A 22,982-nucleotide genomic window follows, 5' to 3' on the forward strand; every position below is an offset into this window, starting at 1 on the left:
GGGTGCCACAGGGGTGGTTTTCAGGGGGCGTCCGCGCCTACTGCCGTCCGCCAGCGGGAGAAGTGGCGTTCCAAGGCGACCAGCAGGAAGTTCACGCCAAGGCCCAGCAGCGAGACTGTCAGGATGCCCGCGTACATATCAGGGATCAGGAAGCTGCTCTGCGCGTTCACGATCAAGTAGCCAAGTCCGGCCTTGGCGCCGACCATTTCGGCGGCAATCAGCACCAGGATTGACGCAGTGCCGGCCATGCGGATACCAGTGAAGATCGTGGGTACGGCGGATGGCAGGATGACTTTCTGGAAGAGTCGGAAACTGTTCAGTCCCAGCGAGCGCGCAGCCCGTATGAGCAACGGATCCACGGTTTTCACTCCGGCGATCGTGTTCAGCAGCACCGGGAAGAAGGCCGCGTAAGCCACGATGCTGATCTTGGATTCCTCGCCGATTCCCAGCAGCAGAGTGAACACAGGCAGCAGGGCCAGGGCGGCCGTATTGCGGAAGAGCTCCAGCAAGGGGTTGAGGACTGCGTTGAGCCGTCCGTACCAGGCGATCAGTAGTCCCAGCAACACACCTGCAACGAGGGCCGCGCCGAAACCGGTGACTGACCTGGTGAGGCTGGCCGCGATGTGGCCTTGGATGGTGCCGGCTTCAAAGAGCTTGCCCCATGCCAACAGCACGTCGTGCAACGGTGGCAGGAATACCCTGGTGGACGGGCTGGCCAGATACGTCGGGCCGAATTCCCACAGCGCCAGGAAGGCCAGGATGCCGGCGGACTTCCACACGCCTGAACCGGCTGCTGCCGTAACCCTGCGCACGGTGGCGAGGACCGGCGTCGAACGTTGCGCGTTACCGTCCCGGGCGGGTGCGGCAGCAGTACCGGAAGGTCCGACGGCGTTACCCGGCTCGGTGGTGATGCTTGCCTTGCGCGCTGCCGCCGCGGTTTCTGTCTGCGTCAATGTGGTGCTCATCAGGCCGCAGTCCTTTCATTGGTGGCGGTTCCCTCTTTGGTCAGGGTTGACGGTTCATCCGGTGCGCTGCCGTCCGGGAGGATCTTCCGGTGCCCGGCGTCCTGCGCGCGACGGACCTCATCGTGCAGGAGCGTCCATACCTCGTGCCGGTGCTCGACGAACGCCGGGTGGGAGCGGATGTCGTCCTCCCCGTCGCGATCGGGGATGTTGATGTCCACAATTTCCTTCAGGCGGCCGGGACGGGCGCTCAGAACTGCCACGCGCCCGCCGAGGTAGACGGCCTCGTCAATGCCGTGGGTGATGAACACGATGGTCTTGCCGGTGGCCTTCCAGATGCGCAGCAGTTCGTCTTGCAACTGCTCGCGGGTTTGGGCGTCCAATGCCGCGAAAGGCTCGTCCATCAGCAGGACGTCGGGCTCGTAAGCCAGGCTGCGGGCAATCGCGACCCGTTGCTTCATGCCCCCGGAGAGCTCATGGGGATAGCGGTCCTCGAACCCGGCCAGCCCGACGAGTGACAAGTACTCCCTGGCCTTGGCTGCCCGTTCGCGCCGGTTCAATTTCCTGCCGTCCGGCCCTGGTCCTTCCAGGCCGATGGACACGTTGGCCGAAGCTGTCCGCCAAGGGAACAGTGCGTACTGCTGGAACACCACGGCGCGGTCCTTGCCGGGACCCGTCACGGGCTTGCCGTCAACGAGAACCTCCCCGGACGTGGGCGTTGAGAGACCCGCGAGCAAGTCAAGCAGGGTGGTCTTGCCGGAACCGCTTGGCCCTACCAAGGTGAGGAACTCGCCGTCGCGCACGTCCAGGCTCAGCGAATCGATGGCCGTGAGCGTCGTTGCGGCAGTGGACTTCGTAGCCCGGACCGTGAATTGCTTGGTCACATTGCGGAGGCTGATTTTGGCTGTCATGGCTATCCCTTCCTGGCTGCGTCAGTCTTGGCTGGGTCAGTAGCTGTGCCGTTCGTGGCACCGGCGAGATCGTTGAATTCGTTGGTGTAGTACTTGGACGGCGTGAGCTTGTCCTTCACGATCCCGGCAGAGTTCAGCCACGCCTCCCAGCGGGTAAAGTCCTCGTCCTTGATCACACCGCTGTCCGGAACCCCAGGGCTCTTCCAGAACTTCAGGTTGGCCGTGCTCTCATTGCGTCCGCGGTTTTCGATGATCTTGGTGAAGCGGGCAATGACTTCGTCGCGCGGTGTTTCCGCTGCCCATTTGATGGCTTTGGCAACGCCGGTAGTGAACGTGCGGGTGGTGTTTGGGTTCTTTTCGATGAAGTCGTTCCGGAGCACGATCTGGCCGCCTGCAAAGTTGCCGAACAACTGCACATCGCTGAACAGTGAACGTAGTCCGCCGGCCCCAACGGCCCTGTCCTGCAGCACTCCGCCAAGGGTGCCCGCGTCCACCTGGCCTCGGCGGATGGCTTCCTCCGTATCGTTCGGTGCCAAGGGGACGAGCTGGACCTGCTTGATCTCGTCCGGGCTGAGACCGTTCTGCGTCAGGTACGTATTGATGACCGCCTCGTGGTGTGCGCCCAGTGTGTTGACTGCGATCTTCTTGCCAATCAGGTCACGGGGTCCCTTGATGGAGCTGTCCGCCTTCACGTAATAGCCGTTGAAGGTCTTCTCGTCCGAGCCGTAGTAATTGACCACGGCCTTCACAGGGGCGCCCGCTTCGATGAGCTTCACCACGGCTCCGGAGAATGCGCCGCCGAAGTCCGTCTGGTTGGTAGCCGCGGACTGGATGTCCTGCGGGCCGCTGGTGGTGTTGCCCACCCAGTTCAGCTTCAGATCGCCCAGGTATCCGAGGTCCGCAGCAAGCTCAGGGAAGGTCACGTTGTTGGCCGAGCCTTGGTAGCGGAGTTCCTTGACCTCGTTGCCGGGTTGGTTGGCTTGTCCGGCTTCGGCTGCACCGCCGCAGCCGGACACCGTCAGCGCTAGTACGACGGCGGCCGCGACGCTCAGCAGGGGCAAGTGCAGTTTCATGGGAGCTACTTTCGAGTGATTGTGTTTCGGTTGGGGAGCCGTATGTTCACCGGCTTGGGAACGATGTAAGCCCATCCGGGTGGCCCGTGGAAAGCGCCGTGGTCACGGTGGGAAACCGCGGGAAACCGCGGGAAACAGCGGGAAACGCTCTGAAACAGCGGGCAACCGGGCGCAACGCGAAGCCATGAAATGCAATCGACGGACACAAAGTCGCAGCGTTGAGCCGGATGAAGTGCATGTTGAGCCGAATGACGACACTGTTGAGCCGAATGACGACACTGCTGACCCCAATGACGACGCTCTTGAGTTCAATGACCCACCGCGCGGGGTGCGCTGGAAACGAAAGCCGCGTGCCGCCGTCGGACAGTCATACTGGGGGAGGGCACAGTCATAAGGGCTTTAGTTCGTATTGATCCTCACAACCGGGCAGATTTCTTCGCCCTCCGGGCCGCTTGCCGGATACGGTAGATACATGACGTCTAGCATCGCCGCCGAATCCATTCGGCCTACCCGCAATATTCCCGCCGATATCGCCCGCTCCTGGCTCCTCGTGAACGCCATGAAGACGGAACTTTTTGACGAATCCGCGGGTTCACGGGCAGACGCCATCATCCTGGACATCGAAGACGCTGTTGACCCATCCCAGAAGGACACGGCCCGCGAGAATGTCGTGAATTGGCTGAGGTCCGGCGGTCAGGCCTGGGTTCGCATCAATGACGCCACCAGCCCCTTTTGGGCAGACGACCTCGCCGGCCTCCGCGGCACCCCGGGCCTGCTCGGAGTGATGCTCGCCAAGACCGAGTCCGCGGACCAGGTTACGGAGTCCTACCACCGCATGGACGGCAAGACCCCCGTGATTGCACTGGTTGAGTCTGCCCTCGGCATCGAGGAAGCCAACCACATTGCCCGCGCCCAAGGCGCGTTCCGCCTGGCGTTCGGTTCAGGTGACTTCCGCCGCGACACCGGCATGGCAGCCACCCCCGAGGCCATGGCCTACCCGCGCGCCAAGCTCGTCGTTGCCAGCCGTGTCGGCAACCTGCCCGGCCCCATCGATGGCCCCACGGTCGGCACCAACCACCCCATCCTGCGCGAGCAGACCGGCATCACTGTGACCATGGGCATGACCGGCAAGCTGTGCCTGGCAATCGACCAGACCACCGTAATCAACGAGGTCATCAGCCCCACCCCGTCGGACGTTGCCTGGGCTACCGACTTCATGAGCGACTTCGAAGCCAACGGCAGGGTGATCCGGGACGGTTCGGACCTTCCACGCCTTGGCCGGGCCGAGAAGATCATGAAGCTCGCAGTTGCCTTCGGGGTTCAGCCCTCCCTGTAGCCATGCTGGTCCACGGCATAGCTTGGGACTCTTCCTCACCGGCTTTGAGGTTATTGCAGCCCGACGGGGAGTTCACCGACGTTGCGCTGGCCCCGGGTTCAACCCTGGGCCTGCGCGTCATGCCCGGGGTGTGGTGCCTTGGCCATACCAAGGTCCACGGGCCGGGCAACCGCACCCATGTTCCTTGCCGCAGCGGTTCCCCAGCCGAGCGTGGGAAGCAGTGCGGGGCCTGCTTTGCCCGGGACGATTCCCGGCTCATGCATGATTTCCACCGAGGCAGCTCTGTGCCCGCCGGTCTTCGCGCTTATCTCATGCAGCCACACTGGCTGTACGTTGCAACGTTCGCCAATGGGGCAACCAAGATCGGGACTGCCTCGGCTCCGCGCAAGTGGAACCGGTTGGCCGAGCAGGGTGCCGTGCAGGCTGCCTATGTTGCTCTTGCCGAGGACGGCCGGGTTGTTCGAGTGCTTGAGGATCTCGTGACCCGCGAGCTTGGACTCGTCCAGCAGGTCCGTTCCGCTGCCAAGGCGGCGTCGCTTGTTGAGCCGCGTCCCGACGTCGAGCTTGTTGCCATCAATCGCCGGCATGCCGCGCAGGTGCGCGCCTTGCTGGGCGGACTTGCCATGACCGGCTTCGCCGTTGTGGAGGAAGAGTGGGAGCGGCCGGCATTGGCTGACCGGCTCTGCACCGTTCGTGCCGCCGGTTCGTCGCGCCACCCCTACCCGGCAGCGTTCGACGGCGGCGGGCATGGTTTTCGGATCCACTCACTTTCCGGTGCCATAGCCTTGGCCGGTCTGCCTGATGCTTCCGGGAACCTGGTTCAGGGAAGTTTCGTGGCAGACCTGGGCGCCTTGAAGGGACGCAAGATCGAGTTCGGGCCCCACATCACGGAAATCCCCGCGCTGCAGGATTCTTTGTTCTAACCCCTTGTGGGGCCTGGTCTGCGTGTTATTTGTGGGTTTTGGGGCGCAGAGCTGGCCTCGCAACGGGCACCGGTAGACTTGGACGGTGCTGAACGAATTCTGGGCCACCTCGTCCACCGCCTACAAAACGCTGGTTTTCAGCGCCATGGGGCTCATCGCCGTCGGACTCATCCTTTCCATTGCCGGGAACACGACCGGCAACCAGGGACTGGCCATTGCATCACTGCCCGTGATCGGTGTCGGGCTGCTGCTCCACGTCACAGGGCTCGTAGTCCGCGGCCAGAAGATCCGCAAGACCTACAAGAAGTAGTCGCAACACCACCCTGGGGTCCTCAGCCCGATAGGGTTGGACCATGAGTATCAATCCGGACCTGCAGGGCCGAAGCTACCCTGCCGCAGAAGTTTATGACGTCGGCCGCGAGAAGATCCGCGAATTTGCGAAGGCCGTGAAGGCCAGCAATCCTGCGCACTTTGACGTTGAGACTGCACGGGCCATGGGGCACAGCGATCTTGTAGCCCCGCCAACGTTTGCCATCATTGTTGCCCAGCGCGCCGACGCCCAGCTTGTGGAGGACCCCGAGTCCGGCATCGACTTCTCCCGCGTGGTCCACGCGGACCAGCGCTTTACGCATCACCGCGCCATTGTGGCCGGGGACCGCCTCGTGGCTGAACTGCATGTTGATGGAGTGCGTGCCATGGGCGGCGGGGCGATGATCACAACGCGTTCTGAGATTTTCGCCCTCGACGGCAACGATGACCGTGAAAAAGTAGCCACCACCACCTCGTCCATCCTGGTACGCGGAGAGGGACAGTAACCATGAGCCCGAAATTCGAAGAACTGACGGTCGGCCAGGAAATTGGCACACGCAGCATTGAGGTCACCCGCCAGGACCTGGTCAAGTACGCCGGCGCTTCGGGGGACTTCAACCCGATCCACTGGAACGAAGCATTTGCCACCTCCGTTGAGCTGCCCGGCGTGATAGCCCACGGCATGTTCACCATGGGCTCGGCTGTGCAGCTTGTCAGCGACTGGGCCGGGGACCCCGCCGCCGTCGTTGATTACCAGACGCGCTTCACCAAGCCGGTCCTGGTGGCTGACACCACCGGAACGGACGAGGCCGGTGCAGTTATCGATGTCACCGGGGTAGTGGGAGCCCTCGACGCCGAGGCAGGCACCGTGCGCATCGACCTCACGGTTGTAGCCGCCGGACAGAAGGTCCTCATGAAGTCCCAAGCAGTGGTGAAGGTCTCTTGAATCATGTGAGCACTTCAATCCCCGTTAGGCTTGATGGGTGACCCAGACGCTGCTTTCCGACCTGACCACGGCTGCCGTCGGCGGCCCGGCAGGAAACTATGTAGAGGCCCGCACTGAGGCTGAAATCATCGACGCCGTGCGGTCGGCTGACGCTGCGGGGGAGAAACTCCTCATCATTGGCGGGGGTTCCAACCTGCTGATCTCGGACGAAGGCTACCCCGGCACGGTCCTGAAGATAGCGTCCGAGGGCTTCACCGTGGACTCGGAAGACAGCTGCGGCGGTGTGTCCGTGGTGGTTCAGGCCGGCCATAATTGGGACGCGTTGGTGGAGTACTCGGTCCTGCATGCTTGGTCCGGCCTTGAGGCCCTGTCCGGCATCCCGGGGGCCACAGGTGCCACGCCGGTACAGAACGTTGGCGCGTATGGGGCGGATGTCTCACAAACCATCGCCGCCGTGCGGACCTGGGACCGGCAACGCAACGCAGTTCAGACGTTCACCAACTCAGAACTCAAGTTTGGTTACCGCGATTCCATCCTGAAGCAGACCACTGTGGAAGGTTCGCCGCGCTACGTGGTGCTGACTGTTGAATTCCAATTGCCGCTGGGGCGAATGAGCGCCCCCATCCGGTACGGTGAACTCGCCCGCGTGCTGGGCGTGGAAGCCGGCAAACGTGCCTACTCCAACGATGTCCGCCGGGAAGTCCTCCGGCTCCGCGCGTCCAAAGGCATGGTCTTGGACGCCGCAGACCGGGACACTTACTCCACGGGCTCGTTCTTCACCAACCCGATCATCCCGGCCGAACGCGCCGCAGGGTTGCCGGAAAACGCGCCGAAGTACCCGGCAGGTGAAGACGGACTGGTAAAACTTTCCGCTGCCTGGCTCATCGATCACGCGGGATTCGGCAAGGGTTTCGGACTCGATGAAACCAGTGTGTCCGGAGGCAGGGCATCCCTGTCCACCAAGCACACCTTGGCGATCACCAACCGCGGATCGGCCTCGGCGTCGGACATGGTGGCTATCGCGCGCGAAGTGCGTGCCGGCGTCGTGAATCGCTTCGGAATTGAGCTGCACCCGGAACCGTTGCTGATTGGCGTTTCCCTCTAGCCCGACACAGCAGGCTGCGGCGGGCTCAGCGTGTACGTCGTGCGGCGATGGGCAGGACTTTGTTGAGGAGCAGGAAGGTCAGCCCGCAACTCACCGATCCCAGCAAGAAGATCTGGCTGAAGGCAATGCTTTGGGGTGAGGGGCCGCTAGGCATGAAGAGTCCTGCCATGGCGAAGCCCACCAGGCCCAGGAGCATCACGATGGCACCCAGCAGGAAGCTGCGTACTTGTGCTGCGGCCGCGGGGTAGAACCAGGGCTCCGGGGTGTCGTCCCCGGGGTCGGCAACAGGTTGGATGGCGGCTGCGGTGCCGATGAGCAGCGCGGCAGTGGCAGTCGCCACCAGCCCCGCCATCTGGATGACCTGCATGGCAGGCGTGAGGCTGACTCCTGTACCAACGGCCACAACGAGGCCCGTTCCAAGCCCGACGACGGTGCAGCACCAGCCAGCCGCCGCCAACCACCGGCTGAGCGGCCGCACAAGCGGAGCAAGATCACCAAAGAGCATGCAGCCATCCTAGGAAACTGTGCTGGAAGGCTGCTGGGAGGTCTTGCAAGGTTCCCTGTACCGGTTGGGCGCTTTTAGGATGGAGCATGCCTGCACCCCAAGCGCGCCCTGCCACTATCACTTCGCGAATCATGGGCCGCCTGCGGCTGGCTGGCCAGGGACTCCTGAATGGTGGTTTTGCCTCAGTACCGGAAGCGGTTCGGTGGATGACAGCCATGCAGGCGCAGGATCTCGGGTCCGCGCTCTGGGCGGTGGGGCAGCGTGTCCCGGGATCTGCCGCTTCCGACGTCCGCGCAGCCCTTGACTCCGGAACCATAGTCCGGTCGTGGCCAATGCGGGGAACGCTGCATCTGCTGGCACCGGAGGATCTCCGCTGGATCCTGCGAATCACCAGCCCACGACTCATGAACATGGTGGCAGGGCGGCACCGGGAGCTTGGCATCACCGCCGAGGACATCAGCCATTGCCGGGACATCGCACTGAAGACGTTGGAGTCCCTCAGGACGGCCGACGGCGGACGCGGGGCCACGCGCGAGCAACTCTTTGACGCCTTCGAGGAAGCAGGCCAGATCACCAAGGCCCAGCGTGGCATCCATCTGCTTGGAAGCCTGTGCCAGCGTGCATGGCTCGTTCAAGGCCCCATGGCTGGTTCACGCGGCAAAGTGGGCGTCCAACAATTGTTTGTGCCCTTCGACGAGTGGATCAAGGACTCCAGGGACCTTGATCGCGAGGAAGGCATAGCCGAGCTTCTCTTCCGTTACATCCGCAGCCACGGGCCTGCGACGGTGAAGGACTTCGCCTGGTGGAGCCAAGTGCCCCTCACGGAAGCGCGCAAGGCCCTTGCCTCGGTTCAGGATCGATTGGTGGAGCTGCCGTTTGGCGGTACCAGCTATTGGCTTTCGCCTGAAACAGCAGCACTGCTCGACGACGGCGTCCCCGGCTCGCGGGCGTTGCTGGCTCTTCCTGGCTTCGATGAATTCCTGCTCGGTTACCAGGACCGAAGCCTGGTCCTTGCACCAGAGCATGCTGAATTGGTGGTGCCGGGCAGGAACGGAGTGTTCAAACGAATCATCGTGGCCGGGGGAGAAGTGGTGGGCACATGGGCCAGGACCGGCAACGGCAACGCGCCCGGCGTTGTTCCTGAGCCCTTCGAAGGACAGCTGGGCCCGGCCGCGGAGCGTTCGTTCCAGGCGCAGGGGCGGGCTTACCTGAAGTTCATGGCGGGCTGAGGCCGGGCTTGCCCTGCCCCGACACTGTCCTAGCCCGTGGCTTGGCCGCTTCCCCGTGGTTTGCCCGCTCCCGCGTCGTTGGCCAACAACGGGTTAGCGGGTCCGCGACTGGGCATGGAGATCCAGCGACGTGGGGCATTGGAGTATCCATTGCCGACGGGCCGTAGTTGTCCACATACGGCCCTGAAAGGCTGTCCGCGAGGCCAACGGCAGACGCACGATGGACCCCATGAAGCCACAGAAACTTGACGCCCTGATCGCCGGCAACTGGCCGAATAACATGATCGCTGTGACAGCGGACCTCGCCGAGAATGGTCTCGGCGACCGGGTGCTTACGGCGGGTGTGCGATCGGGAAAGCTGATCAGGCTGAGACGTGGCGTGTACGCCCGTGCCGCTGACTGGCGCCGGCGAAGTCCTTGGGAGCAGGACATGCTGAGGATCCAAGCGCATCAGAGCGGATCACGTGTCGCCAACATCTACAGCCATTTGAGTGCCGCGCGACTTCATGGATGCTCACCGTGGGATGGTGGCCCACTGGTGCATGTCACCACGCCGTTCTGGCCAGCACAGGCGAGCTCCGGGGAAGATGTATCGGCGCACGGTGGTCCACTGGAGTCCGCGGAGATCGTTGAGCTGCAGGCGGCGTGGCGACGACCCGTCAAAGTCACGAGCCTTGAGCGCACGGTGGTGGACTGTGCACGGACCCTGGCTTTTGAACGGGCATTGGTGATCGCAGACCAAGCTGTACGCAGGGGCGCTGATCCGCTTTTGATGCAGGGCTATGTGGATACTGGCAAAATCACAAGAGGTGCACGACGCTTGCGTCGGGTTCTCGACGCAATGGATGCCCGTTCGGAATCCGTGGGGGAGACCCGCACACGAGTGCTTCTGGACAAGTTGGGGATCCACGGAGCGGTGCTTCAGCTCGAAGTCGATACACCCATAGGCCGGTACCGGGGAGACTTCGGCTGGCCGGAAAACAAGGTGATTCTGGAGTTTGACGGCCGTGCCAAATACTTCGATTACGCACCCACGGAGGAAGTGGTCTTTCAGGAGCGACGCCGGGAGAAGGCACTCCAAGCCCAAGGGTGGAAAGTGGTCCGCATCGAATGGGACGATCTCAGCAGGCCATGGGACGTCGACCGCAAGCTCAGGGAGGCGTTGGGCGGATCGCGGGTAGAACGCGGAAAACCCGCTGTTCCGTTGCTGGGCAGCAACGGAACAGCGGGTTGACGACGAAAAAGCGCGGACGGGGCCTAGAGCTTGCCTGTCACGATGTTCAGCATGCGGCGCAGCGGCTCAGCTGCACCCCACAGGAGCTGGTCGCCCACGGTAAAGGCGCTGATGTACTCCGGGCCCATTTCGAGCTTGCGGATACGGCCAACGGGAATGTCCAGGGTGCCGGAAGCAGCCACAGGAGTCAGGTCCGCCATGGAGGCTTCCTTGGTGTTCGGAACAACCTTGGCCCACTCGTTGTCCTTGGCCAGGAGGTTCTCGATCTCCGTGACGGACAGGTCTTCGCGTAGCTTGAGCGTGAGGGCCTGGGAGTGGGAGCGCATGGCGCCGATGCGGATGCAAAGGCCGTCCATGGCGATGTGGTCCTTGCCCGCGGTGCCCTTGCCCGTTCCGAGGATCTTGTTGGTCTCGACCCCGGCCTTCCACTCTTCCTTGGACTGGCCGTTGCCGAGGTCGGCATCGATCCAGGGAATGAGCGAACCGGCCAGCGGAACGCCGAACTGGGTGGCGTCAACGCCAGTGCGCTGAGCGGCGAGAACCTTGTGGTCGATCTCCAGGATTGCCGAGGCCGGATCCTGAAGTTCGCTGCTTACCTCGTTGTTGAGGGTGCCGAACTGGTTCAGGAGCTCGCGCATGTGGCGGGCGCCGCCACCGGAGGCAGCCTGGTACGTCATGGAGGTGCCCCATTCGACCAGGTTGTTCTTGAACAGCCCGCCAAGGCCCATGAGCATGCAGGAAACGGTACAGTTTCCGCCGATGTAGTCCTTGACGCCGCCGGACAGGCCGGCGTCGATGACGTCGCGGTTGATGGGGTCCAGCACGATGATCGAGTCGTCGTTCATGCGCAGGGTGGAGGCAGCATCGATCCAGAGGCCATCCCAGCCACGGCTGCGAAGTTCGCCGTGAACCTGCTTGGTGTAGTCGCCACCCTGGGCGGTAACAATAATCGGCAGCTTGGCAAGCGTCTCGATATCGAACGCGTCCTCGAGCTTGCCAGCCCCGTCAGCAAAGGAAGGGGCGGCACCTCCTGCGTTCGAGGTGGAGAAAAATACCGGGTTGATGTTGGCGAAGTCGTTCTCATCCTGCATGCGCTGCATCAGGACGGAGCCGACCATGCCACGCCAACCGACCAGTCCAACGGACGGATTAGCTGCTGTAGTCATTTACCCAGTCTAAACTTTTGCGGCGAAGAGCCGCTGTTGGTTACGTCACGCACGCAACGCACGACGCCGGAACTCGCCCCAGCGGCAGGCAGGCCGACCGCCGCGGCTAGTTCCCGGCGTCGGGCCCTTGCAGCAGCACGGCCTTGCGCTTGCGCAAGGCAAAGAACGCACCGAACGTGAAGACCTGTGTGACCACGATCAACACGATGATGCCGACGATGCGGTTGCCGCCAAGAATCATGGTCAGTCCAACAATGGCTGAAATCAGCGCGAAAAGCGGCAGCAGCATGTATCCCAGTACGAACAATGTTTCGGGTTTCTTCAGCATTCGGAGCATGTCCTGGTTTCTAGGTTTCCGTCCGGCGCCACGTGGTGAACCGGTATTGTGTGCCGTTCTTGGCCGTCAGCCAGCCTTCGTCCGGCGCGGCAGTATCAAAAGTCCAGTCGTCGCCGAGTTCAGGCGCGAAGGTATCGCCGTCGAGGTCTGCATCGATGATGGTGATGACGGCAACATTGGCAATTCCCATCGACTGTTCAAAAATCTGGCCGCCGCCGATGATCCAAACCTTTTGGCCACCGGGTGCGAACTGGGATTCCAGCAGGGCTGCGTCCAGGGAGGAAACCACGACGGCGCCCTCGGCCTCAGGCGTGGAAGCCCACTCCGGGTTGCGGGTCACCACAATGTTGGTGCGCCCGGGCAGGGGACGGTACTTGTCCGGGAACGATTCCCAGGTCTTGCGGCCCATGATGACGGGGTGTCCCGTGGTCAGCTGGCTAAAGTGCTTGAGGTCCTCGGGGAGGTGCCACGGCATGGAGCCGTCATTGCCAATGACACCGGCTTTGGTCTGGGCCCAGATCATGCCGACACCGGTCATTTTGGCTGCGGTTTCCTGGGTGAAAATGACGCCCGGAAGCTGGGAAGGATTCTCGGATGGGGGAGTGCTCATACGGCGATCGGCGCCTTGATGGTGGGGTGGTGCCGGTAGCCCACAACCTCGAAGTCGTCCAGGGTGTAGTCGAAGATCGAGTCCGGCTTGCGGAGGATTTTCAGTTGTGGATACTCGTACGGTTCACGGGTGAGCTGCTCGGTGACTTGTTCCACGTGGTTGTCGTAAATGTGGACGTCACCGCCTGTCCAGACGAACTCGCCCGGCTCCAGGCCCAACTGCTGGGCGACCATGCACGTCAGCAGGGCGTAGGAGGCAATGTTGAAGGGAACGCCCAGGAACGTGTCCGCGGAGCGTTGGTACAGCTGGCAGGACAACTTTCCGTCCGCCACGTAGAACTGGAAGAACGCATGGCAGGGCGGGAGCGCCATGTCCTTGAGCTCGGCGACGTTCCACGCGGAGACGATGTGTCGCCGGGAATCCGGGTTGGCAGCCAGGTTGGCCATGAGCTCGGAGATTTGGTCGATATGCCCACCGTCGGGTGTGGGCCAGCTGCGCCACTGCACACCGTACACGGGGCCGAGTTCGCCGTCGGCGTCCGCCCATTCGTCCCAAATGGAAACGCCTTGGTCCTGCATCCACTTCACGTTCGAATCGCCGCGAAGGAACCACAGGAGCTCCACTGCCACGGATTTGAAGTGGACCCGCTTGGTGGTGATGAGCGGGAAGCTTTCGGCGAGGTCGAAGCGCAATTGGCGCCCGAAGACGCTGCGCGTTCCGGTTCCGGTGCGGTCCGACTTATGCGTGCCATTGGCCATGACGTCGCGCAGGAGGTCTTCATACGGGGTGGGGATGCTCACGAGTCCAGCTTACTGGTTTGGTCCATGCGGGCCCTCAGTGGATTGATGAGTGTCTCATCACCGACGCCGACGACCGAAACCCCAGTAGGCGCGCGCGGCGGCGATCCCGGGGTTTGCTGCCAGGCTTCGGCGAGGCTAGTCGTCGAAAGGCTTGACCTGTTCCACCGACACAATCTTCCGCTCGGAACCACGGGCAACCTGGCAGACGATGACCTCGCCCGGAGAAAGGAACGGATCGGACGTTGGCAGCAACCCCCGCAAGGCGGCTGACATGTGCTGGCCCAGTTGGTTCAGGACGGTGGGCAACGCCGGGCGATGGGTGCACACGGCGATTGGCACCTGCTTATCGAACAGGGCCTCTACTGTGGCGGCCGTTTTCTTGGGTGACCGGTTGTGGTTGTGCTCGGTGAGGGCTTCAACCAGCTTTACCTTCGCTCCGCTTGCCTTGGCGTAGGGGGCAATGGTTGCTACGCAGCGGGTCCACGGGCTGGTAACTATCCGTTGCGGCTTCCACACTTCCAACAGGCGCTGGACGGCCGCCGCCTGGCGTTGTCCAGTGGCGGCCAGCGGACGCTCCCCCTCAGCTTTGGTCCATGAGGACCTGGGCTTTGCCTTTGCGTGGCGGATCAATACGAGCGGCCACGTATCCAATTCGCCCCGGATGTGGGCCTTCTCAAGGTACTCGAGGGGCTCCACATCGGTGGGGTTGCTGAGGAAGGACGCAGCCCTGTCCGGGCTGCACCACATGACGCTGTCTACTTCCTTGCCGTCGGGCCGCAGCTGTTCGCCGTTGACCCGCATGGCCCAGTAGTGCACAACTTTCAGGCCAGCACTGACATGGTAATGAATGGGTGGCAACGGCACGCCGAGCGAACTGTTGAGGCCGATCTCTTCATGCACTTCACGGACGGCGCACTGCGGAACTGTTTCGCCGTCGTCGAGCTTTCCTTTGGGCCAGGACCAATCATCGTAGCGGGGCCTGTGGATCAGGAGCACCTCAAGGGCGCCCTTCTGAACCCGCCAAGGAATTGCACCGGCCGCAACAACGGCCACCCGTTCACCGGGGTGGTCCGTCTGATCCGCCACGGGGGTATCGCTTTTCAACAGGTTCCCTTACCGCCGGGCCGCTGCACGCTGGCGTGACCGGGATGCAAGGAGCCAGGACTGCATGTCCAACAGAGGCTTTCCGTCCTCGTCAAGGTGGTGCCTGGTCCAATGACCTTGGTTGTCCAAGTGCCAACTCGCGGTTCCGTCGTCCACATAACGGTTCATGAGGTCCACGACCGTGGCGGTGTCTTCCTTGCTGGCCAACTGGACGAGTGCCTCAACACGCCGGTCCAGGTTGCGGTGCATCATGTCTGCGGATCCGATGTAAACCACAGGGTCCCCACCGTTCGCAAAAGCAAAGACGCGGGAGTGTTCCAGGAACCGGCCGAGGATGGAGCGGACCGTGATGTTTTCGCTCAGGCCCGGTACGCCCGGCCGGAGGGAGCAGATGCCACGGACCACCACGTCCACCATCACACCGGCCTGCGAGGCGCGGTAGAGGGCGTCGATGATGGCTTCGTCCACCATGGAATTGACCTTGATCTGGACGCGGGCAGGAACGCCGGCGCGGGCGTTGCGGATTTCCGCTTCGATCCTCTCGATGAGGCCGGCACGCACGGAACGCGGCGCCACGAGCAGCCGTTTGAACGTGGACTTCGGTGCGTATCCGGAGAGCTGGTTGAACAGCTTGGACAGGTCTTCGCCCACTTGCTCGTTCGCCGTGAGCAAGCCGAGGTCCTCGTAGTAGCGGGCGGTCCGAGGGTGGTAGTTGCCGGTACCGATATGGCAATAGCGGCGCAGGCCATCCACTTCCTGCCGGACCACCAAAGACAACTTGCAGTGGGTCTTCAGGCCCACAATGCCGTACACGACGTGTACGCCCGCCTGTTCCAGCTTCCGGGCCCAGGAGATGTTTGCCTGCTCGTCAAAGCGGGCCTTGATCTCCACCAGGGCAAGGACCTGCTTGCCGGCTTCTGCGGCATCGATCAACGCGTCAACGATGGGGGAGTCGCCGGACGTCCTGTACAGGGTCTGTTTGATGGCCTGGACTTTGGGGTCCGCGGCAGCCTGTTCAAGGAATGCCTGAACGGAAGTGGAGAACGAGTCGTACGGGTGGTGGAGCAGGATGTCCCGGCGGCGCATGGCGGCAAACACGTTGGCCGCCTTGGACGTTTCGGATTCATTGAGATACCGGGACGTGTGCGGGACATGCTTGGGGTAGTGGAGGTCGGGGCGGTCAATGGCGCTGATCGCAGAGAGGCCACGGAGGTCCAGGGGCGCCGGAACCGAGTAGACCTCGGACTCTTCAACGCCGAGTTCCCGGATGAGCAGAGCCTTGATGTTCGGGTTGATGTCCGTGGTGACTTCCAGACGCACAGGAGGGCCGAAGCGGCGGCGGAGGAGTTCCTTCTCCAAGGCCTGGAGGAGGTTCTCGGCGTCGTCTTCTTCTACCTCAAGGTCCTCGTTGCGGGTGACGCGGAAGGTGTGGTGCTCCAGGACTTCCATGCCGGGGAAGAGCTTGTCCAGGTGGACTGCGATGACTTCTTCCAACGCAATGAAGCGGGCAACACGGCCAGGAATGGCACCTGCACGGGGGCCGTCCACGGAGATCAGGCGCGGCAGCTGGTCCGGAACCTTTACACGGGCGAAGAGTTCCTTGTCGCTGATGGGGTTGCTGACAATCACAGCAAGGTTCAGCGAGAGGCCGGAAATGTAGGGGAAGGGGTGTGCGGGATCCACGGCCAGGGGCGTCAGGATCGGGAAGACCTTCTCCTGGAACATGATGCTGATCCGGTGACGGGCATCTTCATCCAATTCATTCCAGTGCATGATGTGGATGTGCTCGTAAGCCAGGGCAGGACGGATCTGTTCGGCGAAGACACGCGCGTGGCGTTCCTGCAGCTTGTGCGCCTCCTGGCCGATCTGCTCCAGCACCTCGATGGGGCTCAGGCCGGCGGGGGAGGGAACAGCAAGTCCGGTGGCGATGCGCCGCTTCAAACCGGCAACGCGGACCATGAAGAACTCGTCGAGGTTGGAGGCAAAGATCGACAGGAAATTCACGCGTTCCAGGAGGAAGAGGTCCGGATCCTCCGCGAGCTCCAAAACGCGGGAGTTGAATGCAAGCCAGCTGAGTTCACGGTCCAGGAAACGGTCCGGCGTGATGTCGCCTTCGGGTTCCAGGCTCGGCGCAAATTCCGGGATGTCAATGCGGTCCTGGGTGGCTCGTGAAGCCGGCACTTCCGATGATCCGAAGCGTGGGGGCAGTGTGGCGCCCTTCGAAGTGGATCCGGCGGTGCCGACGGGGTCCGGCTGCATGGGGGTTCTCCTAAGCTCAGGACTGGGTTTCCTCCCACATTACAAGCAATTCCAGTGCCCGAATCCAAGAAGTCCCGGGCTTTCCTTGCAGCGGGATGCTGAGGTTAATTCTTGGTTAAAGGTCCATACATCACATCGGTGTCCCAACGGATGAAGCCAAGCTTCTGGTATAGGGATACCACGGCCCGGTTGTCGGCGTCGACGTAAAGCATGACCGCGTGCAGGCCCTTGTCCTGCAGGTACCTGATTCCGGCCACGGTGAGTGCCTTGCCCAACCCCAGGCCCTGCGCCCCGGGCGTGACACCCACTACGTACACCTCGCCGATCGCGGGATGGGGCCCCTGCCGCGGGTGAACCTTGGTCCAGTGGAATCCCAGCAGTTCGCCTGCGTCACTAACGGCCAGGAGGAAGCCGGCGGGATCAAACCAATCTTCGGCCTTGCGGGCCTCAAGATCGGCCCGCGTCATGGAGCCCTGCTCGGGATGGTGCGAGAAGGCCGCGCGGTTGGCTGCAAGCCAAGCGTCCTCGTCCTGTCCCGGCACGAAGGGACGTAATGAGACCCCGTCCGGGAGGCCGACGTCGGGCAGTGCGGACGTGGAGGACATCAGCCGCATCTTCCACAGTTCACGCACGGGACCGTAGCCAAAACGGGTGGCCAGTTCCGCCGCGGCCTCGTGGTTGCCGTGGGACCAGGCGCTCAAGCCGTCAAAACCGCGTTTGCCTTCCAGCGCCTCCAGCAGGCGGCCCGCTACGCCTTGATTGCGGTAGGTGGGGTGGACTGCCAATTCGAGGACACCCGTTGTTCCCGATGGGCCGGGCGCTTCAACGACGACGGCGATTCCCGCCAGGTCTTCTCCGGTCGCCGGATCTGAATCCTCGTCCGGGGCATAAAGCGCAAGCGACAGGACGGAGTGATCGCCGGCATCGGCCCCACGCAACATGACCAGTGTCTGTTCAGACAGGGGAGGGTTGCCGTCGGATTCCTCGGCGGCCGCTGCGAGTGTCCTGAAGTCCTTGAGGAGTTCGGGATCGAGGGCGCCGGTGACGAGCAGTACTGGCCAGTTCTCAGGGTGCGCTTGACTCATGATGCAAGGCTATACGTCCGGGGCAAGCACTGTAATTTGAAGTCCCCTTGAAACGGCTGTAGGCTCGTTATCTCGTTCGGCTTTGCGGCGGCTCTGTAGCCCACCGTGAAGTCAACACAGGGGGGATCCACCAGTGGGGTGGCCTCGATACGTTCGACCCGTATGTCCTCCACGGAAAAGGGAAGAGGCCAGGATTCATGTGAATCCTGGCCTCTTTTCGTTTCGCAGTCGACGGCGGTCTACGCTTCGGAGAGTTCGTCATCCGGGAGCCTGACCAAGGTCAGGCGATAACCGACGTTGCGGACCGTGCTGATGAGATTCTCGTGGTCAACACCGAGCTTGGCGCGGAGGCGTCGGATGTGCACGTCTACCGTCCGGGTGCCACCGTAGTAGTCGTAGCCCCAGACTTCGGTCAACAGCTGCTGACGGGTAAACACGCGTCCGGGGTGCTGGGCGAGGTACTTGAGGAGCTCGAATTCCTTGAACGTCAGGTTCAGGGGTTGGCCGCTGACCCGGGCGGTGTAGCTCGCTTCATCGATAACGACGCCGGCGGCGCGGATCTCCGTCTGGGTCTCCTCTTCGCCTGGTACAGCACGGGCCATGGCCAGGCGGATTCTCGCCTCGACCTCAGCTGGGCCCGCGGAGTCCAGCACAATGTCATCCACTGACCATGCAGAGGAAACGGCTGCCATGCCGCCCTCGGTAAGAATCAGCATGAGCGGGGCGCTGAGTCCGGTGGCCTTCAAGAGTTGCGTCAGGGAGCGTGCCCCCACCAGGTCCTTGCGGGCATCCAGGAAGACGATGTCCGTGGGGTCGGTTTCGAGCAGCGCAGTCGGTTCTGCCGGGAGGATGTGAACACGGTGGTTGAGCAGCTCAAGGGCAGGCAGAATGTCCACCGAAGAGCCGGTGCTGTTCGTCAGGAGCAGGATGTGCGACATAGTTCCTCCAATGGGCTGTACGCGCATCATCGGGCGTCGAAACCGGAATTTCACCGGCCGGTCACGGCAGCTGGCAAGCCTTGGCCCGTTGTAACGGAATCAAGGCAAACAGTGTGGGCCGTTGAAGTCCGAGTATACCCACCCGAGCCCCGCCAGTCAGGGATTCGTGACGGGCTGCCACCGGAATTACGACATATTCGCCCGCCATAAGGCAGGATTGTCGGGAGGTCGTAAGGCGCATCGAATTGAGGTCGGGCACACAGTGAAGTCTTGGAGCATCGGGGTATTCGGACTCGTGGCGCTCGCAGCCATCGTGGCCAGCACCTTCGTTTCCCGGGAAGCCATGGTGGGCATCGGCATTGTGGCGTCCGCGGCTGTAGGGCTTGGTTGGCCGCATTTCCTTGCGGTCCCGGCCAAGAAAACCCTGGCCTCGGTCATTGCCCTGGCCGGTGCCGGGTCGGCATTGACGGCAGCTTACATGCCGGCTCCTGGATTCCTGGATGGTACCCCCGCCTTCATTGCCTTGGGCGTCATGGCGGTGTTCATCATCCAGCTCGTGCGGGGAACGGGGCAGGCGCAGCGCCTGGAGTCCACGCTCGGCTGTTGTGCCGGGGTCCTGTTGAATTGCCTCGGTGCAGGATGGATTGCCGGCGCCCGGTTCAACGGCGTCAAGGAAATGGTCCTGGTGGCCGGGTTGAGCGCCGCAGTGGCACTCCTGGTAGGCGTCATTCGTTGGCCGGACCGGATTGTGGCTCCCTTGGGCATCGTCATGGCCGGACTCATGGGCCCCTTGGCCGGACTTGTTTTTTCCGATATCGCCGTGCTGCCTGCTGCCTTGGTGGGCGTCGTGGTCGGGTCGGTCCTCGTGTGCTTCCGGCGGATGACTACTCTCAGGCGCGGGCGGCTCAATATTCCGGCAGCATTGGGAATGGGCGTCGCACCGGTTTGGGCTGTGGGAGCCTTGGCCTACTTCATAGACAAACTACTCATCTACTAACGGTTAGGATTGCATCATGTCTGTACTCGCATTTGAAATCTTCTTCCTCGTTCTCCTTGGCCTGGCAAGCATTGCCATGGCGTGGTTTGCGGGTTTCGTTGTTTACCGCCTTTTCAAGGGCCAGAAGTAAAGCCTTCTGATCCTGCAGTCCAAAAGAGGTAGTCGTTGTGCCTATTGAGATTCCAACAGACCTGACGCCTGAACTCGTCCCGCTTTCCTGGCTCATTGGTGAGTGGGAAGGCCGCGGGCGGCTTGGCAGTGGTGATGAGGATTCGGAACATTTCGTCCAACACGTTTCCTTCACCCACAACGGTTTGCCGTACCTGCAGTACAGGGCCGAGACCTGGATCAGCGACGACGCCGGCGCAAAGTTGCGCCCACTGACCGTTGAAACCGGCTTTTGGGCCTTGGAACGCAAGCTCCAGGAAGGCGACGGTGGTCCCGGGCTGATCCCTGCGGACATTGTGCCCGTGCTCAAGACCGCCGATGAGGTCGAAGAACGCCGGAACAAAGAAGGCGGCTTCGATATCTCCGTTTCAATTGCCCACCCTGGCGGAATCACAGAGCTCTACTACGGCCAGATCAAGGGACCACAGATCCAGCTCACCACGGATATGGTGATGCGCGGCAGCCACTCCAAGGAGTACACCGCCGCAACACGGATCTTTGGCCTGGTGGATGGCAATCTCCTCTGGCGCTGGGATGTTGCCGCCAACGGCAAGGCATTGGAACCACACGCCTCGGCGTTCCTTCACAGGGTTTCCTGACGCCCGGCGCGAGGTGTCACTGAACGTTCCACACGCAACCAGCAAAAGGAGCAGCTAGTGAATAACAACCTCAAACCGGGAGGCTACGAGGGACTCAAGGCCGTGTTCTTCAACGGCACGTTGAAACCTTCACCTCAGGTCAGCAACACCGATGGGCTGATCCGCATCAGCCGCGACATCATGGAAAAGCAGGGCGTCGCCACCCGCCTCATCCGGACTGTCGATCACGATATCGCCAGCGGTGTCTATCCGGACATGCGGGAACACGGCTGGAAAACCGATGAATGGCCGGAGATCTATCCGTTGGTCGCTGAGGCCGACATCGTGGTGGTGGCCGGTCCCATCTGGTTGGGCGATAACTCTTCCCAGACCAAGAAACTCATTGAGCGTCTGTACGCCCACTCCGGCGAACTGACCGACAAGGGCCAGTGGGCGTTCTACCCGAAAGTGGGTGGATGCCTCATCACCGGAAATGAAGATGGCATCAAGCACTGTTCCATGAACGTGCTGTACAGCCTCCAGCACATAGGCTTCACAATTCCTCCGCAAGCTGATGCCGGCTGGATTGGCCCTGTAGGCCCAGGGCCGAGCTACCTGGACGAAGGGTCCGGTGGTCCGGAGAGTGATTTTACCAACAGGAACACCACCTTCATGTCCTGGAACCTGATGCATATGGCCCGCCTGCTCAGGGATGCGGACGGCATCCCCGCCTATGGCAATCTTCCGGAAGAATGGAAAGCCGGCACACGATTCGATTTCGAGAACCCGGAATACCGCTGATTCCGGAATACCACTGAGCCGCAAGGACTTCTACTACATATGACTTACAAGAGCCCCCTGTTGTCGCGCCCTGGCGCTGTCGAAGACACTGGTCTGGATGCCGGCGTCGCGGCCCACTATGGCGAGCCGCTGCGGGAGCAACGCGCTCTGGCGACCGGTACCGCCGTCGTGGATCTTTCACACCGGGGCGTGGTGACGGTGTCCGGACCGGACCGACTCAGCTGGCTCAACACGCTTTCATCCCAGCAGGTGACCAACCTCCAGCCCCGTGTTGGCAGCGAACTGTTGCTGCTCAGTGTCCAGGGCCGCATCGAGTTCGATGCGCGGGTTATTGACGACGGTGAAACCACTTGGCTGATCGTCGAGGCCGCGGAAGCGGAGCCGTTGGCCGAGTGGTTGAACAAGATGAAGTTCATGCTGCGCGTGGAGGTCACGGATGTCTCCGGGGAGTGGGCTGTCCTTGGTTCCACAAAGCCCGTGGAGAAGCTCGGCGGTTACTTGGTTTGGGAAGATCCGTGGCCGCATATAGGCCCGGGCGGTTATTCCTACAGCACTGTCCCGGAGGAGTCGCACCCTGGCCTCGAACGCCCATGGTTCGAATACCTTGTCCCGGCGGCAGACCTGGAATCCGTGGTCGAAGGCCTGCCCCTGGCTGGTGCCATGGCGGCCGACGCCCTCCGGATTGCCGCGTGGCGCCCACGTCTCGGTGCGGAGACCGATGACAGGACCATCCCGCATGAGCTGGACCTCATTCGCACCTCCGTTCACCTGAGCAAGGGCTGCTACAAGGGCCAGGAGACCATCGCACGCGTTCACAATCTCGGCCATCCGCCGCGGCGCCTCGTCTTCCTGCAGCTGGACGGCTCGCAACACACTCTTCCGGCCGTTGGCAGTGTTGTATTTGCGGGGGAGCGCAAGGTGGGTACTCTGACATCTGTGGCGCAGCACTTCGAGATGGGCCCTGTGGCTTTGGCTGTCATCAAGCGCTCCGTTCCGGCGGATGAAACGTTGACAGTCATGGACGGCGAGGAGCCTTATATCGCAGCCCAGGAAGTGATCGTCGCCCCCGACGCCGGCCAGGTGGTCGGGCGCCAAACCGGATTCCTGAAGGGACCCCATCGATGAGCCAACCTAGTCACAGCACCGGATCCGAAGCCGACTCTGCCGCCACCGATACGGGCGCCGACGACGAAGCAGTCGCCTTGGCCCACACGCTCTTCGATGCCGCCCGCGAAGGCAACACCGAGATGCTTCGGAGCTACCTGAATGCCGGTGCCCCGGCCACGCTCACCAACGCCTCCGGAGATTCGCTGCTGATGCTTGCTGCCTACCATGGGCACGAGGAAACCGTGCAGTTGATCCTGCACCACGGCGCCGATGTGAATACCCCCAATGACCGTGGTCAGACGCCGCTTGCCGGGGCGGTATTCAAGGGATACACGGGCGTCGCCCGGGCGCTGCTGGACGCAGGAGCAGACCCCGACGCCGGAACTCCCACCGCGCGCGAAGCGGCCAGGATGTTTGCCAGGGCCGAAATATTGGCCCTTCTGGGCTAAGGCGCGAGGGGTTCCGGGAAAGCCCGGCAGCTGCGACAACCGTACTGATG

The 22,982-nt window shown here is 62.5% G+C and carries 25 protein-coding genes; 13 read left to right on the forward strand and 12 right to left on the reverse strand.

What is annotated here, in order from left to right:
• Window positions 1–20: 20 nt before the first annotated feature.
• The 3 genes from J2Y41_RS01990 to J2Y41_RS02000 are packed head-to-tail and all read right to left on the reverse strand — an operon-like array spanning window position 21 to window position 2,946.
• Window positions 21–965, reverse strand: a complete 945-nt coding sequence (locus J2Y41_RS01990) for an ABC transporter permease (protein WP_309925729.1) — start codon at window positions 963–965, stop codon at window positions 21–23.
• The gene (locus J2Y41_RS01995) at window positions 965–1,873 is read right to left on the reverse strand and encodes an ABC transporter ATP-binding protein (RefSeq protein WP_224165026.1); all 909 of its coding nucleotides are present in this window, start codon (window positions 1,871–1,873) and stop codon (window positions 965–967) included. Before J2Y41_RS01995 ends, J2Y41_RS01990 begins: the two co-directional genes overlap by 1 nt.
• 2 nt (window positions 1,874–1,875) lie before the next feature.
• Window positions 1,876–2,946 carry an ABC transporter substrate-binding protein gene (locus J2Y41_RS02000; RefSeq protein WP_309925730.1) on the reverse strand — a complete coding sequence of 357 codons (1,071 nt, stop codon included), beginning with the start codon at window positions 2,944–2,946 and terminating at the stop codon, window positions 1,876–1,878.
• Window positions 2,947–3,418: 472 nt separating this feature from the next.
• On the opposite strand from J2Y41_RS02000, the gene J2Y41_RS02005 reads away from it, so the two are divergent.
• The 6 genes from J2Y41_RS02005 to J2Y41_RS02035 all read left to right on the forward strand — a co-directional run bounded on the left by J2Y41_RS02005 (window position 3,419) and on the right by J2Y41_RS02035 (window position 7,565).
• Entirely contained in the window at window positions 3,419–4,282 is an 864-nt protein-coding gene (locus J2Y41_RS02005) for a CoA ester lyase (protein WP_224088372.1), read from the forward strand.
• Between the two features lie 2 nt (window positions 4,283–4,284).
• On the forward strand, window positions 4,285–5,205 hold the full coding sequence (locus J2Y41_RS02015) for a DUF2797 domain-containing protein (RefSeq protein ID WP_396133425.1): 921 nt from the start codon (window positions 4,285–4,287) through the stop codon (window positions 5,203–5,205).
• Between the two features lie 85 nt (window positions 5,206–5,290).
• Window positions 5,291–5,515, forward strand: coding sequence for a DUF3188 domain-containing protein (locus J2Y41_RS02020; protein WP_224088365.1), 225 nt, complete (start codon window positions 5,291–5,293; stop codon window positions 5,513–5,515).
• A 43-nt stretch (window positions 5,516–5,558) separates the two neighbouring features.
• Window positions 5,559–6,020: a MaoC family dehydratase N-terminal domain-containing protein gene (locus tag J2Y41_RS02025; RefSeq protein WP_224088363.1), complete on the forward strand. Its 462-nt coding sequence runs from the start codon at window positions 5,559–5,561 to the stop codon at window positions 6,018–6,020.
• A gap of 2 nt (window positions 6,021–6,022) precedes the next feature.
• Window positions 6,023–6,460, forward strand: coding sequence for a MaoC family dehydratase (locus tag J2Y41_RS02030; protein WP_216925049.1), 438 nt, complete (start codon window positions 6,023–6,025; stop codon window positions 6,458–6,460).
• Window positions 6,461–6,497: 37 nt separating this feature from the next.
• Window positions 6,498–7,565, forward strand: a complete 1,068-nt coding sequence (locus tag J2Y41_RS02035; protein ID WP_309925739.1) for a UDP-N-acetylmuramate dehydrogenase — start codon at window positions 6,498–6,500, stop codon at window positions 7,563–7,565.
• Window positions 7,566–7,590: 25 nt separating this feature from the next.
• Here J2Y41_RS02035 and J2Y41_RS02040 read toward each other — a convergent pair whose 3' ends face one another.
• On the reverse strand, window positions 7,591–8,070 hold the full coding sequence (locus J2Y41_RS02040) for a hypothetical protein (RefSeq protein WP_224088359.1): 480 nt from the start codon (window positions 8,068–8,070) through the stop codon (window positions 7,591–7,593).
• Between the two features lie 86 nt (window positions 8,071–8,156).
• Between J2Y41_RS02040 and J2Y41_RS02045 the strand changes: the two genes are divergently transcribed.
• Both J2Y41_RS02045 and J2Y41_RS02050 read left to right on the forward strand, forming a co-directional pair.
• Window positions 8,157–9,299, forward strand: a complete 1,143-nt coding sequence (locus tag J2Y41_RS02045; RefSeq protein ID WP_309925741.1) for a winged helix DNA-binding domain-containing protein — start codon at window positions 8,157–8,159, stop codon at window positions 9,297–9,299.
• Between the two features lie 229 nt (window positions 9,300–9,528).
• On the forward strand, window positions 9,529–10,533 hold the full coding sequence (locus J2Y41_RS02050; RefSeq protein WP_309925743.1) for a DUF559 domain-containing protein: 1,005 nt from the start codon (window positions 9,529–9,531) through the stop codon (window positions 10,531–10,533).
• Between the two features lie 23 nt (window positions 10,534–10,556).
• Here J2Y41_RS02050 and asd read toward each other — a convergent pair whose 3' ends face one another.
• The 8 genes from asd to J2Y41_RS02090 all read right to left on the reverse strand — a co-directional run bounded on the left by asd (window position 10,557) and on the right by J2Y41_RS02090 (window position 18,832).
• Entirely contained in the window at window positions 10,557–11,699 is a 1,143-nt protein-coding gene (gene asd, locus J2Y41_RS02055; protein ID WP_224165018.1) for an aspartate-semialdehyde dehydrogenase, read from the reverse strand.
• 106 nt (window positions 11,700–11,805) lie between these two features.
• Window positions 11,806–12,027 (reverse strand): NF038396 family protein, encoded by a 222-nt coding sequence (locus J2Y41_RS02060; RefSeq protein WP_224165017.1) that lies wholly within the window; start codon window positions 12,025–12,027, stop codon window positions 11,806–11,808.
• A 19-nt stretch (window positions 12,028–12,046) separates the two neighbouring features.
• Complete coding sequence (locus J2Y41_RS02065; RefSeq protein ID WP_309925746.1) at window positions 12,047–12,646, reverse strand: dihydrofolate reductase; 600 nt, start codon at window positions 12,644–12,646, stop codon at window positions 12,047–12,049.
• Complete coding sequence (locus J2Y41_RS02070; RefSeq protein WP_224165015.1) at window positions 12,643–13,446, reverse strand: thymidylate synthase; 804 nt, start codon at window positions 13,444–13,446, stop codon at window positions 12,643–12,645. The genes J2Y41_RS02065 and J2Y41_RS02070 overlap by 4 nt, the downstream gene beginning before the upstream one ends.
• Before the next feature lie 135 nt (window positions 13,447–13,581).
• Window positions 13,582–14,550, reverse strand: coding sequence for an NUDIX hydrolase (locus J2Y41_RS02075; protein WP_309925749.1), 969 nt, complete (start codon window positions 14,548–14,550; stop codon window positions 13,582–13,584).
• Window positions 14,551–14,559: 9 nt separating this feature from the next.
• Window positions 14,560–16,809: an RNA degradosome polyphosphate kinase gene (locus tag J2Y41_RS02080; RefSeq protein ID WP_224088354.1), complete on the reverse strand. Its 2,250-nt coding sequence runs from the start codon at window positions 16,807–16,809 to the stop codon at window positions 14,560–14,562.
• Window positions 16,810–16,913: 104 nt separating this feature from the next.
• Window positions 16,914–17,894, reverse strand: coding sequence for a mycothiol synthase (gene mshD / locus J2Y41_RS02085; RefSeq protein ID WP_309925752.1), 981 nt, complete (start codon window positions 17,892–17,894; stop codon window positions 16,914–16,916).
• A 239-nt stretch (window positions 17,895–18,133) separates the two neighbouring features.
• A complete protein-coding gene (locus J2Y41_RS02090; protein WP_216925061.1) occupies window positions 18,134–18,832 on the reverse strand; it encodes a response regulator transcription factor in 699 nt (232 codons plus the stop codon).
• Between the two features lie 262 nt (window positions 18,833–19,094).
• Between J2Y41_RS02090 and J2Y41_RS02095 the strand changes: the two genes are divergently transcribed.
• The 5 genes from J2Y41_RS02095 to J2Y41_RS02115 all read left to right on the forward strand — a co-directional run bounded on the left by J2Y41_RS02095 (window position 19,095) and on the right by J2Y41_RS02115 (window position 22,932).
• Window positions 19,095–19,829 (forward strand): permease, encoded by a 735-nt coding sequence (locus tag J2Y41_RS02095; protein ID WP_224088350.1) that lies wholly within the window; start codon window positions 19,095–19,097, stop codon window positions 19,827–19,829.
• A gap of 167 nt (window positions 19,830–19,996) precedes the next feature.
• Window positions 19,997–20,596 (forward strand): FABP family protein, encoded by a 600-nt coding sequence (locus J2Y41_RS02100; RefSeq protein ID WP_224088348.1) that lies wholly within the window; start codon window positions 19,997–19,999, stop codon window positions 20,594–20,596.
• Window positions 20,597–20,653: 57 nt separating this feature from the next.
• Entirely contained in the window at window positions 20,654–21,376 is a 723-nt protein-coding gene (locus J2Y41_RS02105; protein WP_309925757.1) for a flavodoxin family protein, read from the forward strand.
• A gap of 39 nt (window positions 21,377–21,415) precedes the next feature.
• Window positions 21,416–22,501, forward strand: coding sequence for a folate-binding protein (locus tag J2Y41_RS02110; protein ID WP_309925760.1), 1,086 nt, complete (start codon window positions 21,416–21,418; stop codon window positions 22,499–22,501).
• Window positions 22,498–22,932 (forward strand): ankyrin repeat domain-containing protein, encoded by a 435-nt coding sequence (locus tag J2Y41_RS02115; RefSeq protein ID WP_224088342.1) that lies wholly within the window; start codon window positions 22,498–22,500, stop codon window positions 22,930–22,932. Before J2Y41_RS02110 ends, J2Y41_RS02115 begins: the two co-directional genes overlap by 4 nt.
• Window positions 22,933–22,982: the final 50 nt, after the last annotated feature.

The sequence above is a fragment of the Arthrobacter sp. 1088 genome (assembly GCF_031455315.1).
Lineage (GTDB): Bacteria > Actinomycetota > Actinomycetes > Actinomycetales > Micrococcaceae > Arthrobacter.

Excerpts from the sequence above, each read along its gene's own strand:
- J2Y41_RS01990 (WP_309925729.1), bottom strand. The coding sequence starts at position 965 with ATGAGCACCACATTGACGCAGACAGAAACCGCGGCGGCAGCGCGCAAG.
- J2Y41_RS01995 (WP_224165026.1), bottom strand. The coding sequence starts at position 1,873 with ATGACAGCCAAAATCAGCCTCCGCAATGTGACCAAGCAATTCACGGTC.
- J2Y41_RS02000 (WP_309925730.1), bottom strand. The coding sequence starts at position 2,946 with ATGAAACTGCACTTGCCCCTGCTGAGCGTCGCGGCCGCCGTCGTACTA.
- J2Y41_RS02005 (WP_224088372.1), top strand. The coding sequence starts at position 3,419 with ATGACGTCTAGCATCGCCGCCGAATCCATTCGGCCTACCCGCAATATT.
- J2Y41_RS02015 (WP_396133425.1), top strand. The coding sequence starts at position 4,285 with ATGCTGGTCCACGGCATAGCTTGGGACTCTTCCTCACCGGCTTTGAGG.
- J2Y41_RS02025 (WP_224088363.1), top strand. The coding sequence starts at position 5,559 with ATGAGTATCAATCCGGACCTGCAGGGCCGAAGCTACCCTGCCGCAGAA.
- J2Y41_RS02030 (WP_216925049.1), top strand. The coding sequence starts at position 6,023 with ATGAGCCCGAAATTCGAAGAACTGACGGTCGGCCAGGAAATTGGCACA.
- J2Y41_RS02040 (WP_224088359.1), bottom strand. The coding sequence starts at position 8,070 with ATGCTCTTTGGTGATCTTGCTCCGCTTGTGCGGCCGCTCAGCCGGTGG.
- J2Y41_RS02045 (WP_309925741.1), top strand. The coding sequence starts at position 8,157 with ATGCCTGCACCCCAAGCGCGCCCTGCCACTATCACTTCGCGAATCATG.
- J2Y41_RS02050 (WP_309925743.1), top strand. The coding sequence starts at position 9,529 with ATGAAGCCACAGAAACTTGACGCCCTGATCGCCGGCAACTGGCCGAAT.
- asd (WP_224165018.1), bottom strand. The coding sequence starts at position 11,699 with ATGACTACAGCAGCTAATCCGTCCGTTGGACTGGTCGGTTGGCGTGGC.
- J2Y41_RS02060 (WP_224165017.1), bottom strand. The coding sequence starts at position 12,027 with ATGCTGAAGAAACCCGAAACATTGTTCGTACTGGGATACATGCTGCTG.
- J2Y41_RS02065 (WP_309925746.1), bottom strand. The coding sequence starts at position 12,646 with ATGAGCACTCCCCCATCCGAGAATCCTTCCCAGCTTCCGGGCGTCATT.
- J2Y41_RS02080 (WP_224088354.1), bottom strand. The coding sequence starts at position 16,809 with ATGCAGCCGGACCCCGTCGGCACCGCCGGATCCACTTCGAAGGGCGCC.
- mshD (WP_309925752.1), bottom strand. The coding sequence starts at position 17,894 with ATGAGTCAAGCGCACCCTGAGAACTGGCCAGTACTGCTCGTCACCGGC.
- J2Y41_RS02090 (WP_216925061.1), bottom strand. The coding sequence starts at position 18,832 with ATGTCGCACATCCTGCTCCTGACGAACAGCACCGGCTCTTCGGTGGAC.
- J2Y41_RS02110 (WP_309925760.1), top strand. The coding sequence starts at position 21,416 with ATGACTTACAAGAGCCCCCTGTTGTCGCGCCCTGGCGCTGTCGAAGAC.
- J2Y41_RS02115 (WP_224088342.1), top strand. The coding sequence starts at position 22,498 with ATGAGCCAACCTAGTCACAGCACCGGATCCGAAGCCGACTCTGCCGCC.